23 protein-coding genes are annotated in these 25491 nt (G+C 60.4%); 20 read left to right on the top strand and 3 right to left on the bottom strand.

Annotated features, from left to right (window positions below):
* Positions 1-780: 780 nt before the first annotated feature.
* A complete protein-coding gene (locus tag K419_RS0115290; RefSeq protein WP_026842354.1) occupies positions 781-1440 on the top strand; it encodes a protein-L-isoaspartate(D-aspartate) O-methyltransferase in 660 nt (219 codons plus the stop codon).
* 1 nt (position 1441) lies between these two features.
* On the opposite strand, the gene K419_RS0115285 is transcribed toward K419_RS0115290, so the two are convergent.
* Together K419_RS0115285 and eno are read right to left on the bottom strand one after the other, a co-directional pair.
* Entirely contained in the window at positions 1442-2350 is a 909-nt protein-coding gene (locus tag K419_RS0115285) for an RluA family pseudouridine synthase (RefSeq protein WP_026842353.1), read from the bottom strand.
* 191 nt (positions 2351-2541) lie between these two features.
* Entirely contained in the window at positions 2542-3831 is a 1290-nt protein-coding gene (gene eno / locus K419_RS0115280; RefSeq protein ID WP_026842352.1) for a phosphopyruvate hydratase, read from the bottom strand.
* Between the two features lie 246 nt (positions 3832-4077).
* Between eno and K419_RS0115275 the strand changes: the two genes are divergently transcribed.
* The 16 genes from K419_RS0115275 to ftsH all read left to right on the top strand — a co-directional run bounded on the left by K419_RS0115275 (position 4078) and on the right by ftsH (position 21606).
* Positions 4078-6447: an HD family phosphohydrolase gene (locus tag K419_RS0115275; protein WP_026842351.1), complete on the top strand. Its 2370-nt coding sequence runs from the start codon at positions 4078-4080 to the stop codon at positions 6445-6447.
* The gene (ybeY, locus tag K419_RS23200) at positions 6434-6799 is read left to right on the top strand and encodes an rRNA maturation RNase YbeY (protein ID WP_026842350.1); all 366 of its coding nucleotides are present in this window, start codon (positions 6434-6436) and stop codon (positions 6797-6799) included. The genes K419_RS0115275 and ybeY overlap by 14 nt, the downstream gene beginning before the upstream one ends.
* Before the next feature lie 18 nt (positions 6800-6817).
* Complete coding sequence (locus K419_RS0115265) at positions 6818-7525, top strand: diacylglycerol kinase (protein ID WP_012529434.1); 708 nt, start codon at positions 6818-6820, stop codon at positions 7523-7525.
* Between the two features lie 45 nt (positions 7526-7570).
* Positions 7571-8434, top strand: a complete 864-nt coding sequence (locus K419_RS0115260; protein WP_026842349.1) for a hemolysin family protein — start codon at positions 7571-7573, stop codon at positions 8432-8434.
* Positions 8435-8445: 11 nt separating this feature from the next.
* The gene (lnt, locus tag K419_RS0115255) at positions 8446-9969 is read left to right on the top strand and encodes an apolipoprotein N-acyltransferase (protein ID WP_026842348.1); all 1524 of its coding nucleotides are present in this window, start codon (positions 8446-8448) and stop codon (positions 9967-9969) included.
* Between the two features lie 86 nt (positions 9970-10055).
* A protein-coding gene (prfB, locus tag K419_RS0115250; protein WP_156912221.1) for a peptide chain release factor 2 occupies positions 10056-11172 on the top strand; the annotation gives its coding sequence in 2 pieces (ribosomal slippage) (positions 10056-10124 and positions 10126-11172; 1116 coding nt in all).
* A 16-nt stretch (positions 11173-11188) separates the two neighbouring features.
* Entirely contained in the window at positions 11189-11998 is an 810-nt protein-coding gene (locus K419_RS0115245) for an NlpC/P60 family protein (RefSeq protein WP_026842346.1), read from the top strand.
* Positions 11999-12143: 145 nt separating this feature from the next.
* Positions 12144-13385 carry a DUF1015 domain-containing protein gene (locus tag K419_RS0115240; protein WP_026842345.1) on the top strand — a complete coding sequence of 414 codons (1242 nt, stop codon included), beginning with the start codon at positions 12144-12146 and terminating at the stop codon, positions 13383-13385.
* Positions 13386-13438: 53 nt separating this feature from the next.
* Positions 13439-13906 (top strand): FKBP-type peptidyl-prolyl cis-trans isomerase, encoded by a 468-nt coding sequence (locus K419_RS0115235; RefSeq protein ID WP_026842344.1) that lies wholly within the window; start codon positions 13439-13441, stop codon positions 13904-13906.
* Positions 13907-14002: 96 nt separating this feature from the next.
* Positions 14003-14941, top strand: a complete 939-nt coding sequence (locus K419_RS0115230; protein WP_026842343.1) for a hypothetical protein — start codon at positions 14003-14005, stop codon at positions 14939-14941.
* 124 nt (positions 14942-15065) lie between these two features.
* Entirely contained in the window at positions 15066-16349 is a 1284-nt protein-coding gene (locus K419_RS0115225; RefSeq protein ID WP_012529442.1) for a class II fructose-bisphosphate aldolase, read from the top strand.
* An 84-nt stretch (positions 16350-16433) separates the two neighbouring features.
* Positions 16434-16808, top strand: a complete 375-nt coding sequence (locus tag K419_RS0115220; protein WP_012529443.1) for a PilZ domain-containing protein — start codon at positions 16434-16436, stop codon at positions 16806-16808.
* Entirely contained in the window at positions 16798-17604 is an 807-nt protein-coding gene (locus K419_RS0115215; RefSeq protein WP_026842342.1) for an HD domain-containing protein, read from the top strand. The genes K419_RS0115220 and K419_RS0115215 overlap by 11 nt, the downstream gene beginning before the upstream one ends.
* A 52-nt stretch (positions 17605-17656) precedes the next feature.
* Complete coding sequence (locus K419_RS0115210; RefSeq protein ID WP_026842341.1) at positions 17657-18625, top strand: Tim44 domain-containing protein; 969 nt, start codon at positions 17657-17659, stop codon at positions 18623-18625.
* A 115-nt stretch (positions 18626-18740) separates the two neighbouring features.
* Positions 18741-19610: a CRISPR system precrRNA processing endoribonuclease RAMP protein Cas6 gene (gene cas6 / locus K419_RS0115205; protein ID WP_026842340.1), complete on the top strand. Its 870-nt coding sequence runs from the start codon at positions 18741-18743 to the stop codon at positions 19608-19610.
* A 145-nt stretch (positions 19611-19755) separates the two neighbouring features.
* Positions 19756-21606: an ATP-dependent zinc metalloprotease FtsH gene (gene ftsH / locus K419_RS0115200; RefSeq protein ID WP_026842339.1), complete on the top strand. Its 1851-nt coding sequence runs from the start codon at positions 19756-19758 to the stop codon at positions 21604-21606.
* 71 nt (positions 21607-21677) lie between these two features.
* Here the strand turns inward: ftsH and K419_RS24295 are convergent, their stop codons facing one another.
* Positions 21678-21803, bottom strand: a complete 126-nt coding sequence (locus tag K419_RS24295) for a hypothetical protein (RefSeq protein ID WP_015838487.1) — start codon at positions 21801-21803, stop codon at positions 21678-21680.
* Positions 21804-21972: 169 nt separating this feature from the next.
* On the opposite strand from K419_RS24295, the gene malQ reads away from it, so the two are divergent.
* From malQ to K419_RS23605, 3 genes are all read left to right on the top strand, one after another.
* The gene (gene malQ, locus K419_RS22165) at positions 21973-23460 is read left to right on the top strand and encodes a 4-alpha-glucanotransferase (protein ID WP_035497317.1); all 1488 of its coding nucleotides are present in this window, start codon (positions 21973-21975) and stop codon (positions 23458-23460) included.
* A 112-nt stretch (positions 23461-23572) separates the two neighbouring features.
* Positions 23573-24856: an O-acetylhomoserine aminocarboxypropyltransferase/cysteine synthase family protein gene (locus tag K419_RS0115175; protein WP_026842336.1), complete on the top strand. Its 1284-nt coding sequence runs from the start codon at positions 23573-23575 to the stop codon at positions 24854-24856.
* Between the two features lie 33 nt (positions 24857-24889).
* Positions 24890-25183, top strand: a complete 294-nt coding sequence (locus K419_RS23605; protein ID WP_156912220.1) for a hypothetical protein — start codon at positions 24890-24892, stop codon at positions 25181-25183.
* Positions 25184-25491: the final 308 nt, after the last annotated feature.

Genomic DNA, 25491 nt, shown 5'->3' with positions numbered 1-25491 from the left:
AGTCGATCGATCTTCCGGATGGGGTCCCTCCAGTCGGCCCAGCTTCCCGGACCTTTTCTCAGATACCGACAAGTTGTCCCGGTTTGAGCAGCGGCAACCGGGGCATGCCCCGATGCGGAGTGGAAACGAAAAAAGGCCCAGTGAATGAAATCACTGGACCTTTTCCCCAGAAATATAACTGGCGCTTAACCGCGGAGAATCCTTTACACATATCCGTCGGTGGGAACGATTGCAGGTGGTGTCGATGCGCATGCTCTCTACTGACCATGCCACCCGTTGCACTCCGTTTACTCCCCCTTTTTGAAGCGGTTTAAACGCGCATGGCGGATGTGATTATTTTAGGCCAATCGGCTTGATCTCCTTAAGCGCCAGTTATGAGCTCCAAAGTACGGTAGAGGTTGGTGAGACCACGCTCTTTTGTGAAGCATCTCCCCGGAAAACGCTTTAGGTAATTCCTTTTACTTCAGGGAATTGCACACCGCGTCTGAAACCTGGGAAATTGTAAGTGTGGAATAATCAGGGTAACCTCATGCTGCCTCTGTACCTGTACTCCAGAGCTATTTCAAAGACCTCTCTGCTATGATTTTAGTCTACGCTCGCCCCAAAAAAGAGTCAACAACTTGAATGGGCCACGCTTCCGTATAAGATTAGATGCCGCTAAAGCTGTACGGGGGGCATCTGATGCCAGAATGGCGGCTGTTGAAATCGGGCTGTGACTGTCAGGCCAGCCCCGTTGTCTGCCGATTGCTGTATGTTCCCATTTGCACCTTGGGAGGAGGTATGACTGTCGACCCGAAAAGAGCGATGGAGGCCAGGAAGGAGCGGATGTTGAGCGAGCACCTTGCCGCGCGGGGGATTCGCGACGCGGCCGTGATGCAGGCGATGCGGGAGGTTCCCAGGGAAGCCTTTCTCCCCTTGGGGATGGAACTTTTTGCCTACGACGACGGTCCGCTCCCCATCGCGGAGGGGCAGACCATCTCGCAGCCCTACATCGTCGCCTACATGATCGAGGCGCTCGAGTTGCTGGGCAGGGAGCGGGTGCTCGAGATCGGCACCGGTTCAGGCTATGCCGCGGCGGTTCTTAGCCGTTGCGCCGCCCAGGTCTACACGGTGGAGCGCATCCCCTCCCTGGCAGCGGGGGCGCGGGCGAGGCTCAAAGAGCTTGGCTACGGCAACGTCACCGTCCATCTCGGGGACGGCACGCTGGGGTGGGAGGAACACGCGCCCTACGACGCCATCGTGGTGACTGCGGGGGCGCCCGAAGTGCCGCGCGAGTTGCTGGACCAGCTGGCGCCCTTGGGGAGGCTGGTGATACCGGTCGGCCCCACCCAGCACCTGCAGGAGCTGGTGCGGGTGCGCCGGACGCGTGATGGGCATTTCCGCCATGAGCAGCTCTGCCCGGTTCGGTTCGTGCCGCTGATCGGCGAGCACGGCTGGTGAGCTAGGCGGGGAGGGGGCCTGAGGCGGGCAGCTGGTCCAGGGTGTCGAGCAGGTTCTTCTCGCTCACGGCGCTGTAGCGCGACACGAGCCGCATCAACTGCTCCGGTAGCGGGGCCGGGATGTTCACTTCTTCGCCGGTTGCCGGGTGCACCAGGGTCGTCTTGAAGGAATGCAGGGCGTGCCCGGTGAAGCCGGTCAGACCCCTCCCGCCGTAGCGCTTGTCCCCCAGGATCGGGTGACCGATCATCCTGAAATGCTGCCTGATCTGATGCATGCGACCCGTGATCGGGTATACCGCCAATAGCGAAACCCCTCCCCCATGAAAAAGCCTCAGGTAACTTGTCTGCGATTCCTTTCCGTCCAACGGCGCATCGATAACGCCCTGCTTCTGGAGCTTTCCCTCCACCAGCGCCAGGTAGAGCTTGCCCAGTCCCTCTTCCTGGACCATCTTGCCGAACATCCCGGCGGCCACAGCGCTCTTGGCGAGGATGATGGCTCCCGAAGTTCCCTTGTCCAATCGGTTCACCGGCCGGAGCCTGCCGACGCCGTCGCGTTTTTGCAGCAGCGTCTCGGCGAGGTCAACCAGGTTCACCTCGTCGGGATCCTCGGTCCGGTGCACCGACAGCCCCGGCGCCTTGTTGAGCGAGATGATCCAGCTGTCCTCGAAGAGTATGTCGAGCTCCGGGGTGAGGCGCGCCAGGAAGGCCGCGGTCTTGGAACTTTCCTTCAACGTGACCTGGTCGGCGAACTTTAGCAGCTGCGCCGCCTCGACGGGGGAGCCGTTCACCTTGACGTGTCCGGAGCTGATCAGCTTTTTGAGGTAGGAAAACTGGGCGGTCGGCAGCAGGTTGCGCATGAAGCTGTCCATGCGCCTGCAGTGGTCTTTGGCGTCTATCTGGTAGGTTAACATGGGGCGGAGTATACCCTCATGAGCTATAAGGCGCAAGCGAATCCCCGTGCGCCGACCGGCTTCCGGGCACCCGCTGCCAGCGTGGAGCCCCCAAGCCCGGGCGGGCCGCTGCTGCAAAAACGCAGCGGGCGGAAAAAAAGGGGCGCCCCCCGTCAGGAGGCGCCCCTTTTTTCAGCCATGAATCGACCCGATTACTTCTTGATGTTGTAGAAGACCTCGTGCCCGCGGAACTGCGCTACATCGTCGAGTTCGTCCTCGATCCTGAGGAGCTGGTTGTACTTGCAGACGCGGTCGGTGCGGCAGAGCGAACCGGTCTTGATCTGCCCTGCGTTCACCGCTACTGCCAGGTCGGCAAGGGTGGTGTCCTCGGTCTCGCCGGAGCGGTGCGAGATGACGCAGGTGTAGCCGGCGCGTTTGGCCATCTCGATGGCGTCGAGGGTCTCGGTCAGGGTGCCGATCTGGTTCAGCTTGATCAGGATGGAGTTGGCGATCCCCTTCTTGATCCCTTCCTTGAGGATGGAGGGGTTGGTGACGAACAGGTCGTCGCCCACGATCTGGATGCGCTTGCCGAGGCGGTCGGTGAGCTTCTTCCAGCCGTCCCAGTCGTTTTCGGCCATGCCGTCTTCGATGGAGACGATGGGGTACTTGTTGACCAGGTTCTCGTAGAAGTCGACCAGCTGGTCCGCGGTCTTCTTGGAATCCGCCTCGTTCTCGAGGGTATAGACGCCGTTTTCGAAGAGTTCGGAAGACGCGACGTCGAGCGCCAAAAGCACTTCTTCGCCCGGCTTGTAGCCGGCCTTGACGATGGCTTCCATGATGACTTCCAGCGCTTCCTCGTTGGATTTGAGGTTCGGCGCGAAGCCACCTTCGTCGCCAACGGCGGTGTTGTACCCTTTGCCCTTGAGGACGCTCTTCAGCGCGTGGAAAATCTCCGCGCCCATCCTGAGAGCTTCCTTGAAGTTGGCCGCGCCTGCCGGCATGATCATGAATTCCTGGATGTCGACGTTGTTGTCGGCGTGAGCCCCGCCGTTGATGATGTTCATCATGGGCAGCGGCAGCTCTTTTGCGTTGCATCCGCCGATGTACTGGTACAGCGGCACTCCGACTTCTTCCGCTGCGGCTTTGGCAACGGCGAGGGAAACGCCGAGGATGGCGTTGGCGCCCAGGCGGCTCTTGAATTCGGTGCCGTCGAGCTCCAGCATCTTCTTGTCGATCCCGACCTGGTCGGTCGCATCCATGCCGGTGATCTCGTCGGCGATGATGTCGTTAACATTGGAAACGGCCTGTTCCACGCCTTTGCCGAGGTAGCGCCCCTTGTCGCCGTCACGCAGCTCCAGTGCTTCGCGCTCGCCGGTCGATGCGCCGGACGGAACCGCAGCCCTTCCCATAACGCCGGAATCCAGGAACACCTCTACCTCAAGCGTAGGATTCCCCCTGGAATCAAGGATCTCTCTGGCATAAACGTCGGTTATCTGGCTCATCTCTCCCCCCTAGGTTGAATTTAAATTATGAAGAGACTACGACTCCCCTCTTAATTGAGTTCCGTTATATAACATTTCTGCACCTAAATGGAAGGGACTTTTGTAAAATTTTGCTAACTTGCTGTCAGAGCTGCTGTTCCCAAGGTTTTTGGTTTAGATTGACAGTAATCCGGCATTAGATATATATTGTCCCCTTGCCTGCCAACCTGCAGCCTCTGTCCTCATGACACGGGAACTATAGATATAATGCCCACCGAAAGCGGCGACAAAAAACAGAAGAGCTCACTCATCCGGCTCTGTGACAGATGGTTGGAAGCAGTTGCCGAAGGCTTCTCCTGTGACAAGTATGAAAAGCGCAGCCGCTTTATCATGCTCTTCCTCACAGCCTTATTCCTCACCCTGCTCATCATCCCGAGCCCGCAGTTCCTCACGGTCAACTACCGCGAAGGCGACATCGCTACTTCGGATATCCGCGCCACCCAGGATTACCTCATCGAGGATCTCCTGCTCACCGAGAAAAAGCGCGCCGAGGCCGAGGCCGTGGCCCCGTTTATCTACAGTCTCGCCCAAAACGGAAACATAGACCTGGTGCGCCGCTTCGAGGAGGCGCTGGAACTCATGCGCGATTCCGGGCAGGGGGAGGCGCGCCGCAACGCCATCGCCGGCGTCCTGGGGGTCGACATCTCGACCCAGGAATTCGGGGCGCTGTCGCGGATCAGGCAGGAGCGTGCCTTTCTCTCCGATCTGGGAAGGCAGCTCGCCCCCATTTACCGTCAGCGTATCGTCGCCGACCGCTCCAATTTCGCCGCGGATCTGCGCCACGGCATCGTAGTACTGGACGAGACCACGCGGCAGGAAGTGGCGGGAGGAGACTACTCATCCAGCATCGACCTCCCCGCGGCCAGGCGCGCCTTTAGCGGCGTCTACCTGACCCAGGGCGCCTCGGCGCATGACCTCGAAATTCTCAGGAAGGTGGCGCAGCGGATGATCGCCCCCAACCTGAGCTTCGACCGCAACCTCACCGACGACAAGAAAAGCGAGGCGCGCGCCGCGGTACGCCCGGTCCTTTTCAAGATGAAACGCGGCGAGATGATCGTCCGGGTCGGGGAGCGGGTCACCTCCGAGCAGGCGATGAAGCTGGAGAAGATCTACAAGGCGAAGAGCCGCGCCCCGATCCTTACCGGGCTGGGGATCTTCGGGCTGGTCGTCGTGCTCTGCTACGTACCGTTTCGCTTCGGCCGCAAGAACATCCGCAAGTTCAACCCGAGCAACAAGGACATCCTGCTTTTGTCGCTCTTGACGGTGGGGAACTTCGCGGTGCTGAAGCTGGTCTCCGCCGTCTCCACCGCCATGGGGGGACTCTTTCCCAGCATCGACACCGCCAGCTATTTCTACGTCTTCCCCTTTGCCGCCAGCGCCATCATCGTGAGGATCATCCTTAACTCCGAGGTCGCGCTGGTTTACTGCGCCGTCACCGCCCCCCTCACCGGCATCATGCTTAACAACTCGCTGCTGGTGGTGATCTACGCCCTCTTGGGGGGTATCGTCGGGGCTCACGGCGTGCGCCAGTGCAAGGAGCGCGGGACCATCTACAGCGCCGGTTTCAAGGTGAGCGTGGTCAACATGGCGCTTGCCGTCTGCTTCTACGTCTACAGCGACAGCCATTTCTCGTTGCAGACCGTATACTGCGTAGCCTTCGCCCTTCTGGGGGGCCTCATCAACGCGGTCTTCGCCTCGGGAACCATCCCGCTCATCGAGGCGCTCTTCCAGTACACGACGGACGTGAAGCTCCTCGAACTCGCCAACCTAAATTCGCCGCTTCTGCGCGAGCTGATGATCCGCGCCCCCGGGACCTACCACCATAGCGTGCTCGTGGGGAACATGGTGGAGGCGGGAGCCGAGGCCATCAACGCGAACCCGCTCCTGGCCCGGGTAGCCGCGTACTACCACGACGTCGGCAAGCTCAAGAAGCCGCAGTACTTCATCGAGAACATCCGCGACGGCGAGAACCGCCACGACAAGCTCTCCCCGAGCATGAGCGCACTGATCCTCATTTCGCACATGAAGGAAGGGGTGGAGCTCGCCAAGGAGCACCGGGTAGGGCAGCCGATCATCGAGATCATCCGCCAGTCCCACGGCACCTCCCTGATCAGCTACTTCTACCTGAAGGCGAAGGGGCTGGAGACCCCGGGCGCCCCGCCGGTGGAGGAGCGGGACTTCCGCTACCCCGGCCCCAAGCCGCAGACCAGGGAAGCCGGCCTCGTGCTCCTGGCGGACTGCGTCGAGGCCGCCTCGCGCACCCTCACCGACCCGACCCCGGCCAGGATCCAGGGGATGGTGCAGAAGATCATCAACAACATCTTCATCGACGGGCAGCTCGACGAGTGCGAGCTGACGCTCAAGAACCTGCACGAGATAGCCAAGAGTTTCAACCAGATACTCGCCGGGATCTACCACCAGCGCATAGACTACCCGGAGCCGGCCTACAAGGAGAAGAACATTGTCAAGAAGTGCCCAGAGGATTGCGATAGCGAACCGCCAAAGGCGGATCCCGGTCGGGACGACGGCGTTGCGAAAGGTGGCGCAGAGGATCTTAGACGCCTTGGGATGTCCTGAGGCGGAACTCTCCATCAGCATCGTCGGCGACCGCGCCATCAGGGTCATCAACCGCGATTACCTGGGGCGGGACAAGGCGACCAACGTGATTTCGTTCGCCATGCAGGAAGGGGAGTTCGGCGCAGTCAACCCGGAGCTTTTGGGGGACGTGGTGATCTCGGTGGACACCGCCCTCCGCGAGGCGGAGGAGGCGGGGGAGACCTTCCTAAGCCGCCTCTACTTCCTGCTTATGCACGGCATCCTGCACATCACCGGATACGATCACGAAAGAAGCGGCGAGGCTGAGGCGGCCCGCATGGAGGCGAAGGAGCGCGAGATCTTCGCCCTCTTGGTCGGGGAAGGTCTTGTCTAGCGTCCGCAGGGGGAAGCGATGAAGCCCACGAGCTTCGTCGAATCGGTGAACTGCGCCATAGAGGGGATCCTCTACACGGCGCGGACGCAAAAGCACATGAGGCACCATTTTCTGGCCGCGCTGGTGGTGCTGGTCGCCGCCCTCCTCTTGCGGGTCACCCTGCTGGAGTTCATGCTTCTGGCGCTCGCCATCAGCTTCGTGCTTTTTGCCGAGCTTTTGAACACCGCCATCGAGGTGGTGGTGGACATGATCTCCCCGGAGTTCAACCCCATGGCGAAGCTCGCCAAGGACGTCGCGGCGGGCGCGGTGCTCGTGGCTGCCTTCGGGACGGCGATCATGGGATACCTGGTGCTGTCGAAGTACATTTTCCCGGTGGAAAAGAGGTTGCTTGCCATGGTCGGAACCGGTTCGGAGCTGGGGATCCTTGTCTCGGTGATCCTGGTGCTCATCGCCGTCATCATACTGAAGGGGGTGACCGGCAGCGGCACGCCGCTCAAGGGGGGAGTCCCCAGCGGCCACTCGGCGGTCGCCTTCTCCATCGCCACCTCGGTCACCCTGCAGACCCAGGACCCGCTCATCGCGCTTTTGTGCCTGATACTCGCCCTCATGGTGAGCCACTCAAGGCTTTTGCTGAAGATCCACACGGTGCGGGAACTCGTGTACGGCGCGCTCACCGGCATCTCGATCACCGTGGCGGTGAACCTGCTATTCAACGCCTTCGCCTGAGAGGGAAGATCAAACGGTTAACGCAACAACGGAGGAGAAACGTCCTTGGAAGAGGATAACGGAAGCAAGGGGCAGGGCTTGATCGAGTCCCTCACCAGGCTCTTGTACGGCAAGAAGCGGGTCACCGAGGCCGAGATCCAGGAGATGATGGACGCCGGCGAGGAAGAAGGGGTCATCAACCAGGAGGAGAACGCGATGATTCGTTCCATCCTGGGCCTGGGTGACTCCATGGTGCGCGAGATCATGCTGCCGCGCATGGAGATGTCCTGCGTCTCCATCGAAGACGAGGTGAGCGAGGTGCTGAAATCCATCATCGCCTCCGGCCATTCCCGCCTCCCGGTCTACGAAGGAACCATCGACAACGTGATCGGCCTCATCTACGCCAAGGACCTGCTTCGGTATTGGGGGGAGCCGGACCACGCGATTGAGCTTAGAAAGCTGATCCGCCCGCCGTTTTTCATCCCCGAGACCAAGAACCTGGAGGAGTTGCTGCACGACTTCAAGAAGCGGCGGGTGCACATGGCCGTCGTCATCGACGAGTACGGCGGCACGGCCGGGCTCGTCACCATCGAGGACCTCCTGGAGCAGATCGTCGGGGACATCCAGGACGAGTACGACCTGGAGACCGAGCGGCTGTCGGTGCAAGCGGACAACTCCATCGTGGCCGACGGCAGGCTTCCCATCGAGGAGCTGCAGGAGCATTTCGACGTGGTGGTGGAGAAGGACAAGTTCGAGACGGTGGGGGGGCTCATTTTCCATCTCACCGGGCGCATCCCCGCCGCCGGAGAGGTGATCGAGAGCGACGACCTGGTCTTGACCGTGCTGGAGGCTGACGAGAGGCGCATCGCCAAGGTGCATATCTCCAGGCGCGAGGCGCGGCCGCAGGACAAGGAGTCCGAGGCGCCGTGAGAAAAAGCAAGATGAACCTTGGGAGGTCTGCTGCGGGGCGCTACCTGCTGGCGCTTCTTTCCGGGGGGATGCTGGCGCTGGCATTCCCGGAGCCGGGCATCTCGGCTTTGGCCTGGATCGCTTTCGTGCCGCTGTTTCTGGCCGCAGCCGGCGCTTCACCGGGAGAGGGCTTCAGGCTCGGTTTCACCGCCGGTTGCGCCGCCTATGCCGGCATCCTTTACTGGCTGAACATAGTGATGACTACCTACGGGAAGCTCCCCCTGTCCGCGAGCGTCGCCCTTTACCTGGCGCTGGCAGGCTACCTGGCGCTCTACCCGGGGATCGTCCTCTGGCTTACGCGGCGCTGCGAGTCGAAGCGGATCGGGCTGATGCTCACGTTTCCCTTTTTGTGGGTGGCGGGGGAGCTCGTCCGCTCCTATCTTCTCACCGGTTTCCCTTGGGCCAACCTCGGCTATTCGCAGTACCGGACCCTGCCGTTGATCCAGATCAGCGACCTCACCGGGGTTTACGGGGTCAGTTTCCTGGTCGCCTTCGCCAACGTGGTTTTCTACCGGATCTGGGTATCCATGCGCCACAGGGAGCGCTATCCGGTGACGGGCCTGCTGGCGCTGCTGGTGCTGATCGCAGCGACCATCGGGTATGGCGTCATCGCGCTCAGCCGCCCCGAGAAGGGGGAGCTGCAGCGGGTCCTCATGGTGCAGGGAAACATCCGCCAGGAACAAAAGTGGGACCCCGCCTTCCAGCAATCGACCGTGGCGACCTACGAGCGGCTCACCCGCCAGGGTGCGCAAAGCCCCGGCACCCTGGTGGTCTGGCCGGAGAGCGCGCTTCCCTTCTTCCTGCAGTCGGAGCCTCTCTATGCCGCGCGGGTTAAGGCCCTGGCGGCGGAGCTGAAAAGCTACCTGCTGACCGGGAGCCCCGCCTACGACCAGGAGGGAGAAAAGGTGCGCTACCTGAACAGCGCGTTCCTGATCTCCCCGGCCGGCGTGGTTGCCGGAAGAAGCGACAAGCTGCACCTGGTTCCCTTCGGCGAGTACGTGCCGCTGGCGTCCCTGCTCCCCTTCGTGAACAAGCTGGTGGAGGGGATCGGCGACTTCTCCCCCGGAAAGGGGGCGGCACCGCTTAAGACCGGCAACGGGAAGATCGGGGTCCTGGTCTGCTTCGAGGGGATCTTCCCTGAGGTGGCGCGCGCCTACGTGGAAAACGGGGCGACCATGCTGGTGAACATCACCAACGACGCCTGGTTCGGGCGCTCTTCCGCTCCCTATCAGCATCTCTCCATGACGGTGTTCCGGGCCGTCGAGAACCGGGTTCCGCTGGTGCGCGCGGCGAACACCGGGATCTCCTCGGTGATAGACAGCAAGGGTCACATCCGGGGCATGACCCCGCTCTTCGAGGAGGCGACCCTTTCCGGGGAGGTGAGGATGGGGACCGGCGGCACCTTTTACAGCCGCTACGGCGACATCTTTGCCCTCCTTTGCCTGGGGACCGGCATCGCGCTCGGCGCGGCCTGCTTCAGAAAGAAACGCTTTTAGGTGCAGCGCCACCTGTAGAAGCGGCACCAGCCGCTGCAACCAAACGCACTCCCCTTGGGGGATTAAAGAGAGATAAGGAGAATCAGATGTTCAGAGAAGAAATTGCCAAGGTAGAAGAACTCACCGAGCGTATTGACAAGCTCCGGGGGTCTCTTTGAAGTAGATGACAAGAAGGAGCGGATGCAGGAACTCGAGGAGCTGACCTCCCGCCCGGATTTCTGGAACGATGCGGACAACGCCCAGAAGGTGCTCAGATCCAGGACCGCGATGGAAAAGGACGTCACCACCTGGGAGAGCCTCGACAAACAGGCGCGGGACATAAAGGAGCTGATCGAGCTGGGGAGCGAGGAGCAGGACGAGGCGACCCTGGCCGAGGTAGCCGCCATGAACGCGCAGCTGGAGACCGGGGTGTCCCAGGCGGAATTCCGCAGGATGCTTTCCGGCCCCCACGACGCCTCGGGGGCCTTCGTCTCCATCAACTCCGGGGCGGGGGGGACCGAGTCCCAGGACTGGGCCGAGATGTTGTTGCGGATGTACCTGCGCTACTGCGAGAAGAAGGGGTGGAAGACCGAGATCACCGATTACCAGGAAGGCGACGGCGCCGGGGTAAAGGGGGTCACCTTCGCGGTCACCGGCGAATTCGCCTACGGCTATTTGAAGGCCGAGGCGGGAATCCACCGGCTGGTGCGCATCTCCCCCTTCGACAGCTCCGCCCGGCGCCACACCTCGTTCGCCTCGGCTTTCGTCTTCCCGGTAATCGAGGAGGAAGACATCGAGATCAAGATCGCCGAGAGCGACCTGCGCATCGACACCTACCGTTCCAGCGGCGCCGGCGGGCAGCACGTCAACACCACCGACTCCGCCATCAGGATCACCCACATCCCCACCGGGACCGTGGTCGCCTGCCAGAGCGAGCGGAGCCAGCACATGAACAAGGCCACCGCCATGAAGGTGCTGCGCTCGAAGCTCTACGAGATGGAGCTGCGCGAGCGGGAGGCAAAGGCGTCGGACATAGCGGGCGAGAAGAAGGAAATCGGCTGGGGGAGCCAGATCCGCTCCTACGTGCTGCACCCGTACAAGATGGTGAAGGACCTGCGCACCGGTGTGGAGAGCGGCAACCCCGACGCCGTCCTCGACGGTTCCCTCGACGACTTCGTGGTCCCGTACCTTATGGGAGTGCGCCGGGAGACCAAGGATATTTAGGGTAAGGATTCATCCAATGTTCAAAAAAATTCACGTACTGGCCATCTGCCTGATGCTCCTGGCGCCGGCTGCCACCGGATGCGCCGCCCAGCGCGCAGGACTTTCCAGCGTAGGCTATGCCATCCAGGTAGGGGCCTTCTCCGACGTCAAAAACGCCGAGCGCGTCACCCGCAAGCTGCAGGAACAGGGTATCGAGGCTTTCTACTTCAAGAAGGAGAACGGCATCTACGCCGTGCGCTTCGGCGACTTCCCCCGCCGCGAGGACGCGAGGCAGGTGGCCCAGAAGCTGGTGAAGGACCGGGTGGTAACCTCGTATTTCATCGCCACGCCGCAGGCCGAGCGGACCCCGGCGGTCCGCGAGCCCTCGCTGCACAAGGCTCCTTCTCCCTCCATCGCCAAGCCGCCGGCGCTGCCAAGAAAAACCGAGGAATCCGTGGCCAAGCGCGACAGAAGCGACATGGGGGGGATCGCCGCCCGCACCGCCGAGCGCTTCGTAGGCATCCCGTACCGTTGGGGTGGGGACACCGTCGTCGACGGCATGGACTGCAGCGGATTCGTCCGCGCCGTCTACAACCTGTGCGGCGTCAACATCCCGCGTACTTCACGGGAGCAGTACCGCGTGGGGGACGTGGTGGGGCGGGATGAATTGAAGGACGGCGACCTGGTATTTTTCGGGGGCTCCCCCGAGGAGATCAACCATGTCGGGATCTTCGTCGGCAACGGCCGTTTCGTCCACGCCCCGCGCAGGGGGGACGACATCAAGGTGAGTTCCATGGACGAGTCGTACTTCCAGAAACGATTTATCGGCGCTAAAAGGTATTTTTAAGGAAAAGCCGCGTCATGCCGATAGGTTAATGGTAAGCCGCGCCACTAGCTTCCGAACCTCGCGTTTCGGACAGAGAGTGGCGCGCAAAACCGGGCGCGGCGCTAAGAACATAGAAGGTAGAAAAGAAGCTAAGACAGGAGCAGTTATGGCATTTATCAAACCGTTCAAAGCGGTACGCCCGAAGAAGGAGCTGGCCGAGAAAGTGGCCGCTCTCCCCTATGACGTCATGAACACCGAAGAGGCCATCGCGATGGCCGCCGGGAACCCGATGAGCTTTCTGCACATCTCCCGCCCCGAGATCGACCTGCCGCAGGGGATCGATGTCCACTCCGAAGAGGTCTACATCAAGGGACATGAAAACCTGAAGGGTTTCCTGGCGCAGGGTGTGCTGGTTCAGGACGAAAGCGAGCAGTATTACGTCTACCGCCAGAAGATGGGGGGGATCACCCAGACCGGCCTGGTCGTCTGCGCCGGCGTGGATGACTATCAAAGCGGCACCATCAAGAAGCACGAGCTGACCCGTGCCGACAAGGAAGAGGACCGGGTCAGGCATATCGACGTTTTGAACGCCAACGACGAGCCAGTCTTTTACACCTACCGCAACAACCCCGGCATCACCCGGACCATTGAAGAGGTGACCAAGGGGGAGCCGGTCTACGACTTCACCACCGACGACGGCGTCTCCCATGCCCTTTGGACCATTGCGGACCGCGCCCTCATCGACTCGCTTACCAGCAGCTTCGCGGCCATCCCGACACTCTACGTCGCCGACGGCCACCACCGGAGCGCCGCGGCGAGCCGGGTGCGCGACCTCAGGAAAAACGCGAACTATAAGCACACCGGCAGCGAAGAGTACAACTACTTCCTCACCGTGATCTACCCGGACAACGAGATGACCATCATGCCCTACAACCGCGTGGTGAAGGATCTCAACGGCCGGAGCGTGGCCGAGTACATGGCCCGGGTCGCCGAGCGCTTCGAGGTCACCCCGGTCTGCGGCCCGGTGAAGCCGGGCGAGCGGCACCAGTTCGGCATGTTCCTGGCCGGGAAGTGGTACGAGCTCGTTCCCCGCGAAGAGTCTTTTTCCGAGACGGACCCGGTGGCGTCGATGGACGTCTCCATCCTCCAGGACAACCTGCTCAACCCGGTCCTCGGGGTGCGCAACCCGCGCACCGACCAGCGCATCCATTTCGTGGGGGGGATCCGCGGGGTCGAGGAGCTGGAGAGGGTGGTGAACTCCGGAGAATACGAGGTCGCCTTCTCGCTCTTCCCGACCTCCATCGAGGAGCTTATGTCCCTTGCCGACGTGGACAAGATCATGCCGCCCAAGTCGACCTGGTTCGAACCCAAACTCAGAAGCGGTCTGTTCATCCATATGCTCGACTAGAAAAACTGCTGTTCTCACCGACAAGAAGAACAAAACACAGACGGAGGAAGTAGATGCGCAACGTAGAGAAGTTCATCGTCGTTTTGCTGCTCCTGGCAGCAGTGGCCATTCCCGCATGTTCCCAGAAAGAGGCGAAGCCGGTGACGGAAAAGGCCGCCGAGAGCAAGGCCCCCGCCGGCGCGACGGTGACTGCTTCCGGGCTCTCCTATACCGATATCGTTAAAGGTACCGGCGCCGCTCCCACCTCCGGGAAGATGGTGACCGTGCATTACACGGGCGTTTTGGAAAACGGCACCAAGTTCGACAGCTCCGTAGATCGCGGCCAGCCCTTCAGCTTCCGCATCGGTGCGGGCGAGGTGATCCCCGGGTGGGACGAAGGTGTCATCTCCATGAAGGTCGGCGGCAAAAGAAAGCTGGTCATCCCGCCGCAGCTTGGTTACGGCGCGTCAGGGGCCGGCGGGGTGATTCCCCCGAACGCCACGTTGATCTTCGATGTGGAACTGCTGGACGTAGAAAAGTAGAGCTTTTCCGGCTCTTGCAATGACCCTTCGGTCCTGTAGATTTGTCATCTGTGTTTTTTGCCGGTGACCCTACAGGGTTTCATTGCGAGGTGCCGCATGCGCTTTTTGCCTTTTGCCCTTATCCTGCTCTCCCTGCCGCTTAGCGGACAGGCCCTGGCCGGACAGAAGAGTGTCACCTATTTCCTGGACGGCGCCCGGGTGGAGCAGGAGCTGCCCGCTGCTAACGGCTACGTCGAGCTCCCTCTCCCCGACAACTTCGCCCCGGGCTCGCTGCGGGTGAAGCCGGCGTCCGGCGGGGGGGTGCTCCGGGTGGAACTGGTGGCGGCGCAAAAGGAGCGGCGGCGTGCCGGGGAGATAGCGCGCCTGAAGGAGCGCAAGGCCGAATTGCAGGACCGCATGGCAGTCCTGGAAAGGCGCGAGGAGATCTTCAGCGCTGCGGCCAGGTCGCAAAGCGGCAAGGCGCCGCGCAAGACCAAGGCGAACCCCGACCCCCTGGGGTCCTTGCAGCAGGGAACGGACTTCGCGCTGAACCAGATGGAGTCGGTGTACCGCAGTAAGCGCAAGTGCCGCAACAACCTCGAAGAGGTGGAGCGGCAAATAGCCGCGGCCGCCAAGGGAGTGGCCGCAGCAAGGATCTGGCTGGCCGGAGGCAAGGCGCGGGTCAGCTACCTTTTGCAGGACGAGCGCTGGACACCCTGTTACGACCTTCGCGTCTCAGGAGAAGGTAGCGGGGAGTTGCTGCTGCACGCGAGGCTACCCCGGCGCGAAAAGGGGGTGCAGTATGCCGTCTCGCGGGGGACCGTTGCGGAAGCCGTAAAAGCGCAGACGGTACGGGGGGAATATCCCACGCTGTCGCGCTACCCGCTGCAAGCGGTGGTGGGTGCGGAAAAGGGATCGCCTCCCTCGCGCCTCTCCTTTACCGCGGTCGAGGCGGGGCTTCCGCCGGGTGAGGGGTACCTGTTCTGGCATGGCGAATACCTCGGCGGCGGTAGGTTCGCAGGTGGCGGAGCCACGGAATTCTCCCTAGCCAAGTGACTGTACCTGGGACGATCGGAGGGCTCGCGATTACCGATCTGTCCTTGCCTTTGTATGATTAAGATGCTATAAGGAAGCGGTTTTTGTGATGAAGTGACTACAATCCCAGTGAGAAGGAGGAGATATGCCCGTAACGTCTTCAGATTTCGTCAAAGCCCTCGAAGTAGGCCGTCCCCCCAACGTCGCGAAACTTTTCCCCAATTCCAAGGCTTTGCTGGTCAGCGGCAAGGTGATCGATCGCGCCATGAACGCCAAGGGGCACGCCCTCGCACTGGCAGCCAACGGCAGGAACCACTTCGTCATCCGCGGCGTGCTGGCTGCGGCACAAAGGGCCAACGCCGCCGTCCTCATCGAGATCGCCAAATCCGAGGGGGGCCAGAAAGCGTACTGCCCCGTCAACTACTGGAACATGGCCCGTCAGGTCGACGCCGTCGCCAATGAACTCGGCATCACCATTCCGGTCGCCATCCATGCCGACCACTACGGCATCAAGGGTGAGGGTGACATCAAGTCGGCCAAGGTCGAGATCCCCAGCATGTTCGACGCCGGCATCACCTCCATCGCCATCGACGCATCCCACCTCCCCGACGAAGAAAACCTCCTGGCGAACCTGGAACTGAACCAGTTCATCCCTGCCTGGGCAGGTCTTGAGACCGAGGTGGGCGAGATCAAGGGTAAAGAGGGGCTCTCCACCGTGCCCGAGGCGCTTTTCCTTATCAAGGGATTGAACGCCCACGGCGTCTTCCCGGACTGGATCGCCCTCAATAACGGCACCACCCACGGGATCGAGGCGTCCGACGCCGGCATCCAGGTGGAACTGACCGCCGAAATCCACGAGGCCATCAAGCAATACGGCGTGAACGGCGCCCAGCACGGCACCTCCGGCAACAGCTACGACAGGCTGCGCCAGATCGCCCAGAAGACCCGCACCACCAAGGCCAACGTCGCCACGGCGCTGCAGTTCATCTCGTGGGGGCTCGAGGTCAACGACTACGGCAACGCCAAGCTCGACGCGAACGGCAACTTCATCAAGGTGAAGGGCGAGGGGATGACCGAGGAGCTTTGGACCGAAATGGTCGCTTTCGCCGACTCCAAGGGGTGGAAGAAAGGGGATTACAAAAACCTCAACCTCCCGTTCGAAAACAAGCTCCTGGCACAGCCCAAGGAGGCGCGTGACAGGATGGCCAAGCGGGTCGAGGATTTCGCCTACAAGCTCATCACCGAGGTGTTCAACTCCGGCGATACCGCGCCGCTTGCCGTCGACGCCATCCTCAAAGCGGGCTCTTACGATCTCGGCCCCAAGGGCAAGCGCGTCGAGGATCCGGCACAGTGGACCAAGGAAATGCTCCCGAAGCAGGCTGCCGGGCTTTCCAGGGATAAAGGGCCTGCGGGTAACTTCGAAGACTAAAAAGCCGTCGTTGCAGCGATTCGCGGAACACGAGGGGGGCGCCGCGCCCCCCTTTTTTGACTGGGTGTCCGAAAGGGGATCACGATGAAAGACAGGCGCAATTTTTCACGGGTCGAGTTCAGGGTTTCGGCGTTGCTGCAGGCAGAGGGTGTGGCGATAAAGGGCGAGGTAACGGACGTAAGTCTGCACGGTCTCTACATGGAGACCGATGAGCAGATACCGATGGGGAGTCCTGTGGAGATCACCATCTACCTTTCCGCGACCACCGAGCCCGTCGTCATCAACGTGAAGGGGACGGTGGCAAGGCTGGTTCCGGGGGGGATCGGGTGCGCCTTCGACAAGATGGACATCGAATCCTTCGCCCATCTCCGCAGCATCATCTCCTACCAGGGGGGAGACGAGTCCAAGGTCATGGCCGAGTTCTCCGAGTACATCGTCAGGAAGATGCATGATGAGTGACGCGGAGGTTCCGGGTCTGGAACCGCTGCGGGCCTGGTTTGCCTCGTACTGCGATTCCTTCCGCGGCGCGGACCCGGAACAGCAGCGCAACTTCGACCTCAAGGAAAAACATACCCGCAACGTCTGCCTTGCCGCCCGCCGCATCGCGCAGGGGGAGAGCCCGAGGTTCTGCATACTGGCCGAGGTGGCCGCCGTTTGCCATGACCTGGGCCGCTTCCCCCAATTCAGGGACTATCACACCTTCAAAGACAGCGATTCCGTCAACCATGCCCATCTCTCGGCCCAGGTGGCCCGGCAGCACGCGCTGCTCGATTTTCTCCCCCGTGAGGAGAGGGAAGCTGTGGAGATCGCGGTTCGGCTGCATAACGCTTTCGAGGTTCCGGCCGGACTCCCGCCTGAGACGGAAAAACTGCTGCGTCTGCTGCGCGATGCCGACAAACTCGACATCTGGCGCGTCTTCATCGAGTACTTCGAAACTCCGGAAGAGGAGCGCCCCTCCGCCGCCGGCCTCGGGTTTCCAGACCTGCCGGGGTGCTCTCCCGAAGTGATGGATGCGGTGAGAAACGGGAAGATGGTGCACCTCTCCAGCCTGAGAAGCTTGAACGACTTCAAACTCCTGCAGTTGTCGTGGATCTATGACATCAACTTCGTCTCGGCTCTCAGGCTTATCCGCGAGAGGGGCGTGCTGGAGCAGTTCGCTGCCATCCTCCCCGCCGACGAGGCGGTCGCCGACGTGCTGGCACAGGTGCGGGGATATCTGGAACAGCGACTGAAAGAGGGCGGCGGCACTGCATAGCGACTACCTGAACCTTCCCTTAAAGGTGTTCATCGAGAAAAAGGAGCAAAAAATGCACAGATACCTCGGTCGAAGCGCAATCGTAATGGTTTTGCTGGCAATGGTGCTGCTTATAGCGGAGCAGAACGCGGATGCCCGCGCCGGCGGCGGACGCTCCTTTGGAAGCAGAGGGAGCCGGAGCTATTCGCGCCCCGTCGCTCCGCCGTCCCAGTCGCCGTCACGTCAGTACGCACCGAGCCCCACCCCAAGTCCCATGACTCCCCCTTACCAGCAGCCCTCGCGCGGCTTCGGCGGCTTTGGCAGGAGCCTCTTGGGCGGGCTCGCCGGGGGCTTCCTGGGAGGGATGCTGTTCAGGTCTCTGGGCTTTGGCGGCGGCATGGGCATGGGGGGCGGCATCGGCCTCTTCGATATCCTGCTTCTGGCCGGCATCGCCTATCTCATCTACCGGATGGTCAAGAAAAAGCGTGAGCCCGAAGCAGATGTCTACGGGCAGCGTCCCAACGTGATCGACATCGATCACTATCAGGTCAGCCAGGGAAGTGCGCAGTCCCTGGGATACCAGCAGGCACAGGACGAAGTCGAGGAGGGGCTTTCGCACATCCGTCAGATGGATCCTTCTTTTGACGAAGGCCGCTTCAACGACGCCGTCATGGACATGTTCTTCAAGATCCAGGGGGCCTGGATGAACCGTGACCTCTCCGGCGTCTCCGCTCTTTTCACCGATGAAATGCGGGCCGCCATGCAGAATGACGTCGATCAACTGCTGCGGGAGAAGAGGGTGAACCGGCTGGAGAACATCGCGGTGCGCAACGTGGAGATCTCGGAGGCGTGGCAGGAGAGCGGCAAGGACTTCATCACCGCCCTCGTTTATGCCAACCTCCTCGACTACACGACTGACGACGCTACCGGGGCCGTCGTCTCTGGGAGCAAGACCGACCCGGTCAAATTCGAGGAGTACTGGACCTTCACCAGGACGGTCGGCAACAACCCCTGGAAGCTGAGCGCGATCAACCAGAAGTAACCGCCCCGCCGGATATCGGTTCAAGCCATCCCTGAATGGGACTGGCTCCGCAAGGTGCCTGTCCCCCTTCAGCGAGCTCCCAGTCCGGCTGCGCGCAAAGAAGTGGAGATTATTTGTGGAGCTGCATTACGCCAGGCTGCTGTTCACCTTTACCCTCGCGTCGGATCTTCCTGACCCCCACGCTTTTTTTGTCACCCGCGCCGAGTTCGAGAGCGCCTTCCGAAGCTCTCTTGCCTGCCGCAGGTCCGACTGCGCCGGCTGCCTTCCTGCGGCCCCCTGTCCTTTTCCCGCCACCTTCGGGCAGCAGATAGCCAAGGACCCGGAAGCGGTCCGGCGGCACCAGAAGCCGCCGCTTCCCTTCATCTTCCAGTTCCCTGTGCTACCTCCATCCCCTAACCGCGGCACGAACCATCAGCTGGCTCTACACCTGGTCGGTAGCGCTGTCCAGCATGTCTTCTATTACCTTTGTGCGGTGCGGGTTCTCGTAGAATCCAGGAAAGGGCGCGTCTTGCGGGTGGAAGCGGAGGCTCCGGGAGGAGGGCGTACCCCGATCGACGCGGCCTGCGGCGTCCCGCTGCTCAGTTCACAGGACCCGGTGCTGGCAGGACCGCTTTCGACGGAGACGGTGACCCTGCATCTGCTCACCCCGCTGAAACTCGTCCATGAGGGAAGGCTGCTGAAGACCTTCACCTTCGCCCAATTCGCGCGGTCGCTGATGCGCCGCATCTCCTCGCTTGCTTATCATTACGAGGGGGCGGAGCCGTCCCTCGATTACCGCTGGCTCTCCCAGAGCAGCGATGCCGTGGAAACCCTCGAGTACGGCTGCCGGCTGGTCTCGTGGAACGGCCGTCCGGCGGGGATCGCCGGAACCGCGGTATTTGGCGGCGATCTCGAGCCGTTTCACCTGCTCTTGCAACTTGGGATGGCCACCCATCTCGGCAAAGGTGCTTCCTTTGGCTTTGGCTCTTACCGCGTAGAGAGTTGAGCCTTTCCTGCCGCTTTAAGACCCCACTGCCGCACCGCAACGCGATTAGAACCCCTGTCAGAGCAGATTAATCTCTTGTAATGATAGTTATCTCAGCTAGAATTCGGTGGTATTTTAACGTTAGTACAACTACAGGAGCCTGTTCATGGGACAAGGCATCTGGAAACCCCTGATGATCGCCGCATTGTTCGTGCTGTTGGTCGACCTGTTCTACGGTGCAGTCGTGAAGCCGACGGCGGAGCGCGGGGCCGACATCAGCTACACCCGTTTCCGGGACGAGGTGGCAGCGAACAACGTGACCAAGGTCACGCTCAAGGGGAAGAACGTCAAAGGGCAGTTCCGCAATCAGGTCAAGGTTCCCGCGGCCACCGTCGATGAAAAGGGGGGGACCGTCAGCGTCTCCAACTTCACCACCACATTACCGTCTATAGAAGATATGACCCTGTTGCCCGAGCTTAACAGCAGACGGGTCGACGTCTCGGTCGTTTCCACGGAAGGGTCAGCGATGGGGACCTTGTTCCTGTACCTCCTGCCGTGGCTCATCATCCTCGGGGTCTGGTGGTTGGTGATGCGGGGGATGAGAAAGCAGGGACCGACCGGGATGATGGGCGGGTTCGCCCGCTCCGGCGCCAAGGCGTATACCTCCGAGCGGATCGAGGTGACATTTACGGACGTGGCCGGCATGGAAGAGGCCAAGCAGGAACTGCGCGAGGTGGTGGAATACCTGAAAGAGCCTAAGAAGTTCCAGCAGGTAGGAGGAAAGGTCCCCAAAGGGGTGCTGCTGGTCGGGCCTCCGGGAACCGGCAAGACGCTTTTGGCGAGGGCGGTGGCGGGGGAGGCTGGTGTACCTTTTTTCTCCATTTCCGCATCGGCCTTCATAGAGATGTTCGTCGGGGTGGGCGCGAGCCGGGTGCGGGATCTTTTCGCCACGGCAAGGAAATCGCTCCCCAGCATCATCTTCATTGACGAGCTGGATGCAGTCGGAAGGAGCCGTGGAGCGGGTTTCGGCGGTGGGCATGACGAGCGCGAACAGACTTTGAACCAGCTGCTCTCGGAGATGGACGGTTTCGATCCCCACACAGAGTTGGTCGTCATTTCTGCCACCAACAGGCCCGACGTCCTCGATCCTGCCCTGCTTCGCCCCGGGCGCTTTGACCGCACCGTGGTCATAGAGCGGCCGGACTGGCGTGACCGCGAGAAGATCTTGAGGGTTCATACCAAGAAGATCCCGCTGGCAGCCGATGTCGATCTGGGGGTCATCGCCAAGGGAACACCTGGGATGACCGGAGCGGACCTGGAGGGATTGGTCAACGAGGCGGCGATTCTCACCGCGCGTGAGAACAAGCATGTCGTCGGTCTGGACGAGTTGGAACGGGCGAAGGACAAGCTCCTGATGGGGGGCGAGCGGCACATGGTGATCTCGGACGAGGAGCGGCGGATCACGGCCTGCCATGAGGCGGGGCACGCCCTGGTGGCCCGCCTTCTTCCGAGCACCGATCCGGTCCACAAAGTAACCATACTGCCGCGGGGGCGTGCTCTTGGGGTTACCCAGCAGTTGCCCGAAGACGACCGTTACCACTACCCGCGCGCCTATCTCGTCAACCGTCTGTGCGTGGCGCTGGGGGGGAGGGTCGCCGAGCGGATCGTCTTCAACGACGTGTCGTCGGGTGCCCAGAGCGATCTGAAGCATGTAACTGACCTGGCGGAAAAGATGGTATGTCAGTGGGGGATGAGTGAGAAGATAGGGCCGATGACCTTCTCCAGAGGAGAGGAGCATCCCTTTCTCGGTATGAAGCTCGCGGAAGAAAAGACATTTTCCGAAGAGATGGCCTGGCTGATAGACCAGGAGATAGCGTCGTTTATCAGGGCAGCCGAAGGTAAGTCACTGGAGCTTTTGAGTGCCAATCGGAGCAAGTTAGATGCATTGGCGGCGGCGTTACTGGAAGAAGAGACCCTTGACGGCCAGCGCGTCGACGAGATTTTGTCGGGAGCGTGACTCAATCGTGTCCCAGGCAGTACATGCGGTCAACGGTCCACCAGGTCCACAAAGCCGGACCCTTTCCCCGACTAGTAGATTATGATGTAACCCTTCTTAGTAGCGATCCCGGTAATTTCAAGCGTATCCTTGATCCTGAAGGTCTCTCCGTCCAAGGTGAAAACATAGCCGTCGCCGTCAGCTACGGCCAGTTCCATCAAAGCTTCAAAAGTTGCTGTCTTTATAGTTTCCATGGGCGGCACTATACCATTTGTTGCAGACCTCGTAAACCCTGACAGTATTGCATTACAACTTATTTATGTCATAGTACTCACTGCTAAAATTCCGTATGACTTTCATTTCTATTTCAATGTTATCGAGGTGTACATGGTGAGACAGAGAAAGAGTGGGGTACTGCTGCACCCCAGCTCGTTGCCAGGAGCCGGAGGCATAGGTTCATTTGGCGAAGAAGCGCGGCGTTTCGTTGACTTTCTGCACAAATCCGGTCAGTCTCTCTGGCAGATCCTTCCCCTTGGCCCTACCGCCTATGGAAACTCCCCATATTCCTGTTACTCGGCCTTTGCGGGCAACCCCCTTCTGGTCAACCTGGAAGCAGTCCAGGACGATGGGGATCTATTGCCCCAGGAAAACAGGCCCGACCTTTCCACCGACAGGATTGATTTCCCGACGGTCGAAGAGTACAAGCTGGGGCGCTTGAGGGATGCGGCGGCGCGTTTTTTCGCGGAGGCGCCGCAAAAGCGCAAAGAGGAATTCTGGCAGTTCTGCGATGGCACCTTCTGGCTGCACGATTTCGCGCTATTCATGGCGCTGAAGGAAGAGTTCAAGGGTGTTAGCTGGAAGGATTGGCCGGATGCGCTGGCTAGTAGGGAGCCTGCTGCGCTTTCTTTTTGGAGCGAGAAATTAGGTACCGCCATCGGCGAGCAGAAGTACCAGCAGTGGCAGTTCGCTCGGCAATGGAAGAAGTTGAAGAGCTATGCGAACGTTCTCGGTATCTCGGTAGTCGGTGACCTGCCGATCTTCGTCGCCTACGATTCCGCAGATGTCTGGGCCAATCCCCACCTTTTCCACCTGGATGAGAAAGGGGTTCCCATCGTAGTGGCAGGGGTGCCGCCGGATTATTTCAGCAAGACCGGGCAGCTCTGGGGGAATCCGCTCTATAACTGGGAACAGATGGCCCAGGAGGGGTACGGCTGGTGGATCGCGAGGCTGAGAAACGACCTTTGCCTCTACGACATGGTGCGCATCGATCACTTCCGCGGCTTCGAGGCCTTCTGGGAAGTGCCAATGTGGGAGAAGACGGCGATCAACGGCCGGTGGGTGAAAGGGCCGGGTGAGGCGTTGTTCCATGCCTTGCGCAACGCGTTGGGAAATCTCCCCATCATCGCCGAGGATCTCGGCATCATTACGCCGGAGGTGGAATCTCTCAGGGAACAATTCGGCTTCCCCGGCATGAAGATTCTGCAGTTCGCCTTCGGATCCGGCCCCGAAAATCCATATCTGCCGCACAACCATGTCCGCTCCTGCGTGGTCTATACCGGGACTCACGACAACGACACCACTGCGGGGTGGTTCGATACGCTGAAGACGAAAGAGCAAAAGAACGTGCTGGCTTATTTTGATCGGGATGGAGGCGACATCGTGTGGCAGATGGTGAAATGCGCCCTCGCCTCAGTTGCCGACTATGCCATCATCCCCATGCAGGATCTGCTGGAACTGCCTAGCAATGGCCGGATGAACGTTCCGGGCGTAGCCGGAGGCAACTGGAGCTGGAGATGCCCTACTGATGCCTTCTCCGGGAGGCTTGCCGCCAAACTCGCACGGGCTACGGAACTTTACGGCAGGTTGCCAGACTAATTTGCTGGAGATGCCGCGGTAAATTTGTTGACAGTGCGGCTGCTGTTTTTGTATAGAGAATACATCACGCATTCTTTATAAAAGAACTTCAGAAAAGGACGGGAGAGAACCTATGTCAGAAAATTCATTCGGATTCGATACCCTCGCACTTCATGCCGGCCAGACTGTAGATCCTGCCACCTTGTCCCGTGCGGTTCCCATTTACCAGACATCCTCATATGTCTTCAAGAACTCAGAACACGCCGCCAACCTCTTCGGGCTCAAAGAGTTCGGCAATATCTACACCCGTTTGATGAACCCCACCACCGACGTGCTTGAGAAGAGAGTGGCGGAGCTGGATGGCGGTGTTGCCGCGCTCGCAGTGGCTTCCGGCCAGGCGGCCACGACCTATGCGGTGTTGAACATCGCCAGTGCCGGGCAGAACATCATCTCCACCAGCTATCTCTATGGCGGTACCTACAACCTGTTCCACTACACCCTGCCGAAACTCGGCATCACCGTGAAGTTCGTCGACTCCTCCGACCCGGAGAACATCCGCAAAGCCATCGATGAGAACACCCGTTTGGTGTACAGCGAGGCCATAGGTAACCCCAAGAATAACGTCGACGACTTCGAGGCCATTGCCAAGGTCGCACACGATGCAGGCATTCCCTATATCGTGGACAACACCGCGGCCACGCCGTTCGTATTCAAACCGCTTGAGCACGGCGCCGATATCGTCGTCTACTCGCTGACCAAATTCCTGGGAGGCCACGGTACCAGTATCGGCGGTTGCGTAGTCGACGGCGGCACCTTCCCGTGGAACAACGGCAAGTTCCCCGAGTTCACAGAGCCGGATCCCTCCTACCACGGCTTGAAGTTCTGGGACGCGTTGGGCAACATCTCATACATAATCAAGATGAGGGTAGAACTTCTGCGCGACATGGGCGCCTGCATTTCACCCTTCAACGCCTTCCAGATCATCCAGGGGATAGAGACCTTGCATGTCAGGATGCAGCGTCACGTAGAGAACGCGCAGAAGGTTGCCGAATGGCTGGAGCAGAATCCGCTGGTGAGCTGGGTTAACTATCCAGGTCTGCCGAGCCACAAAGACCACGCGAACGCCAAGAAGTACCTGAACGGCGCAGGCGCCATCATTGGTTTCGGCATCAAGGGTGGGCTTGAAGCAGGCATGAAGTTCATCGACAACGTAAAGCTGCTGTCCCACCTGGCCAACATCGGCGATGCAAAGAGCTTAGTGATCCATCCGGCGTCCACCACTCACCAGCAACTCTCCGCAGAAGAGCAGTTGGCAAGTGGCGTGAGCCCCGACTTCATCAGGCTCTCCATAGGCATAGAGGACGTCAAGGACATCATAGCCGACATAGAGCAGGCCCTGAAAGCGGCGCAAGCTTAGCCGCAAACGTTAGAGCAGTTAGTAGGGGGGGCGATGCGCAAGCATCGCCCCCCTTTTCTGTGTGTATATTCGCCTGTCCATGAGGTCGTCCACCCCGTCCATCGAGTCCATAAAAAGCCGCCACAGCGCACCGACCGTTGCCCTTTCCCACCATTGGAAAAAACAAACAACAAACCCGTTGACGCGGGTGAGGGCTTTTGTTATAACCACCATCCGCTGACGAACGCACCACTTGTTCGGCAGCGGGTCGGAAAAAAAGCATTGACAGCAGAAAACGCCTTTGCTATAAAGTCTGACTTCGCAGCACAGTTCTTTGCAACCGAATAAGCCGGAAAGAAGTTCGTTAACTGTTGATAGTCAGCAGCTTGAAGTTGAGAGCGTGAAGCTCGCAATCTCATCGATGACTGAGACGGGGAAAGAGTTTCGAAAAAATCTGAAAAGAATTTCTTGACAGGTTGGTCCGGTTCGGGTAGGGTGCTGAGTCTGTCGCAAACGGCGGCTTGGTCTTTGAAAACTAAATAGTAGACGAAACAGCATTTGTGGGTTTCAAAATGTAACAAGTCAGTTGTTTCAAACTAGAATCGGATTTTCCGGTTTCAAATTAAACTGGAGAGTTTGATCCTGGCTCAGAACGA

The organism is Citrifermentans bremense R1 (assembly GCF_000426865.1).
In the GTDB taxonomy this organism is placed as follows: domain Bacteria; phylum Desulfobacterota; class Desulfuromonadia; order Geobacterales; family Geobacteraceae; genus Geomonas; species Geomonas bremensis.
The sequence above is the reverse complement of the archived record's forward strand: the minus strand, read 5'-3'. Positions and strand labels throughout refer to the sequence as shown.

Bases quoted from the DNA above. Each gene is read 5' to 3' on its own strand.
- K419_RS0115290 (WP_026842354.1), top strand. From the start codon at position 781: ATGACTGTCGACCCGAAAAGAGCGATGGAGGCCAGGAAGGAGCGGATG.
- K419_RS0115285 (WP_026842353.1), bottom strand. From the start codon at position 2,350: ATGTTAACCTACCAGATAGACGCCAAAGACCACTGCAGGCGCATGGAC.
- eno (WP_026842352.1), bottom strand. From the start codon at position 3,831: ATGAGCCAGATAACCGACGTTTATGCCAGAGAGATCCTTGATTCCAGG.
- K419_RS0115275 (WP_026842351.1), top strand. From the start codon at position 4,078: ATGCCCACCGAAAGCGGCGACAAAAAACAGAAGAGCTCACTCATCCGG.
- K419_RS0115265 (WP_012529434.1), top strand. From the start codon at position 6,818: ATGAAGCCCACGAGCTTCGTCGAATCGGTGAACTGCGCCATAGAGGGG.
- lnt (WP_026842348.1), top strand. From the start codon at position 8,446: ATGAACCTTGGGAGGTCTGCTGCGGGGCGCTACCTGCTGGCGCTTCTT.
- K419_RS0115245 (WP_026842346.1), top strand. From the start codon at position 11,189: ATGTTCAAAAAAATTCACGTACTGGCCATCTGCCTGATGCTCCTGGCG.
- K419_RS0115240 (WP_026842345.1), top strand. From the start codon at position 12,144: ATGGCATTTATCAAACCGTTCAAAGCGGTACGCCCGAAGAAGGAGCTG.
- K419_RS0115235 (WP_026842344.1), top strand. From the start codon at position 13,439: ATGCGCAACGTAGAGAAGTTCATCGTCGTTTTGCTGCTCCTGGCAGCA.
- K419_RS0115230 (WP_026842343.1), top strand. From the start codon at position 14,003: ATGCGCTTTTTGCCTTTTGCCCTTATCCTGCTCTCCCTGCCGCTTAGC.
- K419_RS0115225 (WP_012529442.1), top strand. From the start codon at position 15,066: ATGCCCGTAACGTCTTCAGATTTCGTCAAAGCCCTCGAAGTAGGCCGT.
- K419_RS0115220 (WP_012529443.1), top strand. From the start codon at position 16,434: ATGAAAGACAGGCGCAATTTTTCACGGGTCGAGTTCAGGGTTTCGGCG.
- K419_RS0115215 (WP_026842342.1), top strand. From the start codon at position 16,798: ATGATGAGTGACGCGGAGGTTCCGGGTCTGGAACCGCTGCGGGCCTGG.
- K419_RS0115210 (WP_026842341.1), top strand. From the start codon at position 17,657: ATGCACAGATACCTCGGTCGAAGCGCAATCGTAATGGTTTTGCTGGCA.
- ftsH (WP_026842339.1), top strand. From the start codon at position 19,756: ATGGGACAAGGCATCTGGAAACCCCTGATGATCGCCGCATTGTTCGTG.
- K419_RS24295 (WP_015838487.1), bottom strand. From the start codon at position 21,803: ATGGAACTGGCCGTAGCTGACGGCGACGGCTATGTTTTCACCTTGGAC.
- malQ (WP_035497317.1), top strand. From the start codon at position 21,973: ATGGTGAGACAGAGAAAGAGTGGGGTACTGCTGCACCCCAGCTCGTTG.
- K419_RS0115175 (WP_026842336.1), top strand. From the start codon at position 23,573: ATGTCAGAAAATTCATTCGGATTCGATACCCTCGCACTTCATGCCGGC.
- K419_RS23605 (WP_156912220.1), top strand. From the start codon at position 24,890: ATGCGCAAGCATCGCCCCCCTTTTCTGTGTGTATATTCGCCTGTCCAT.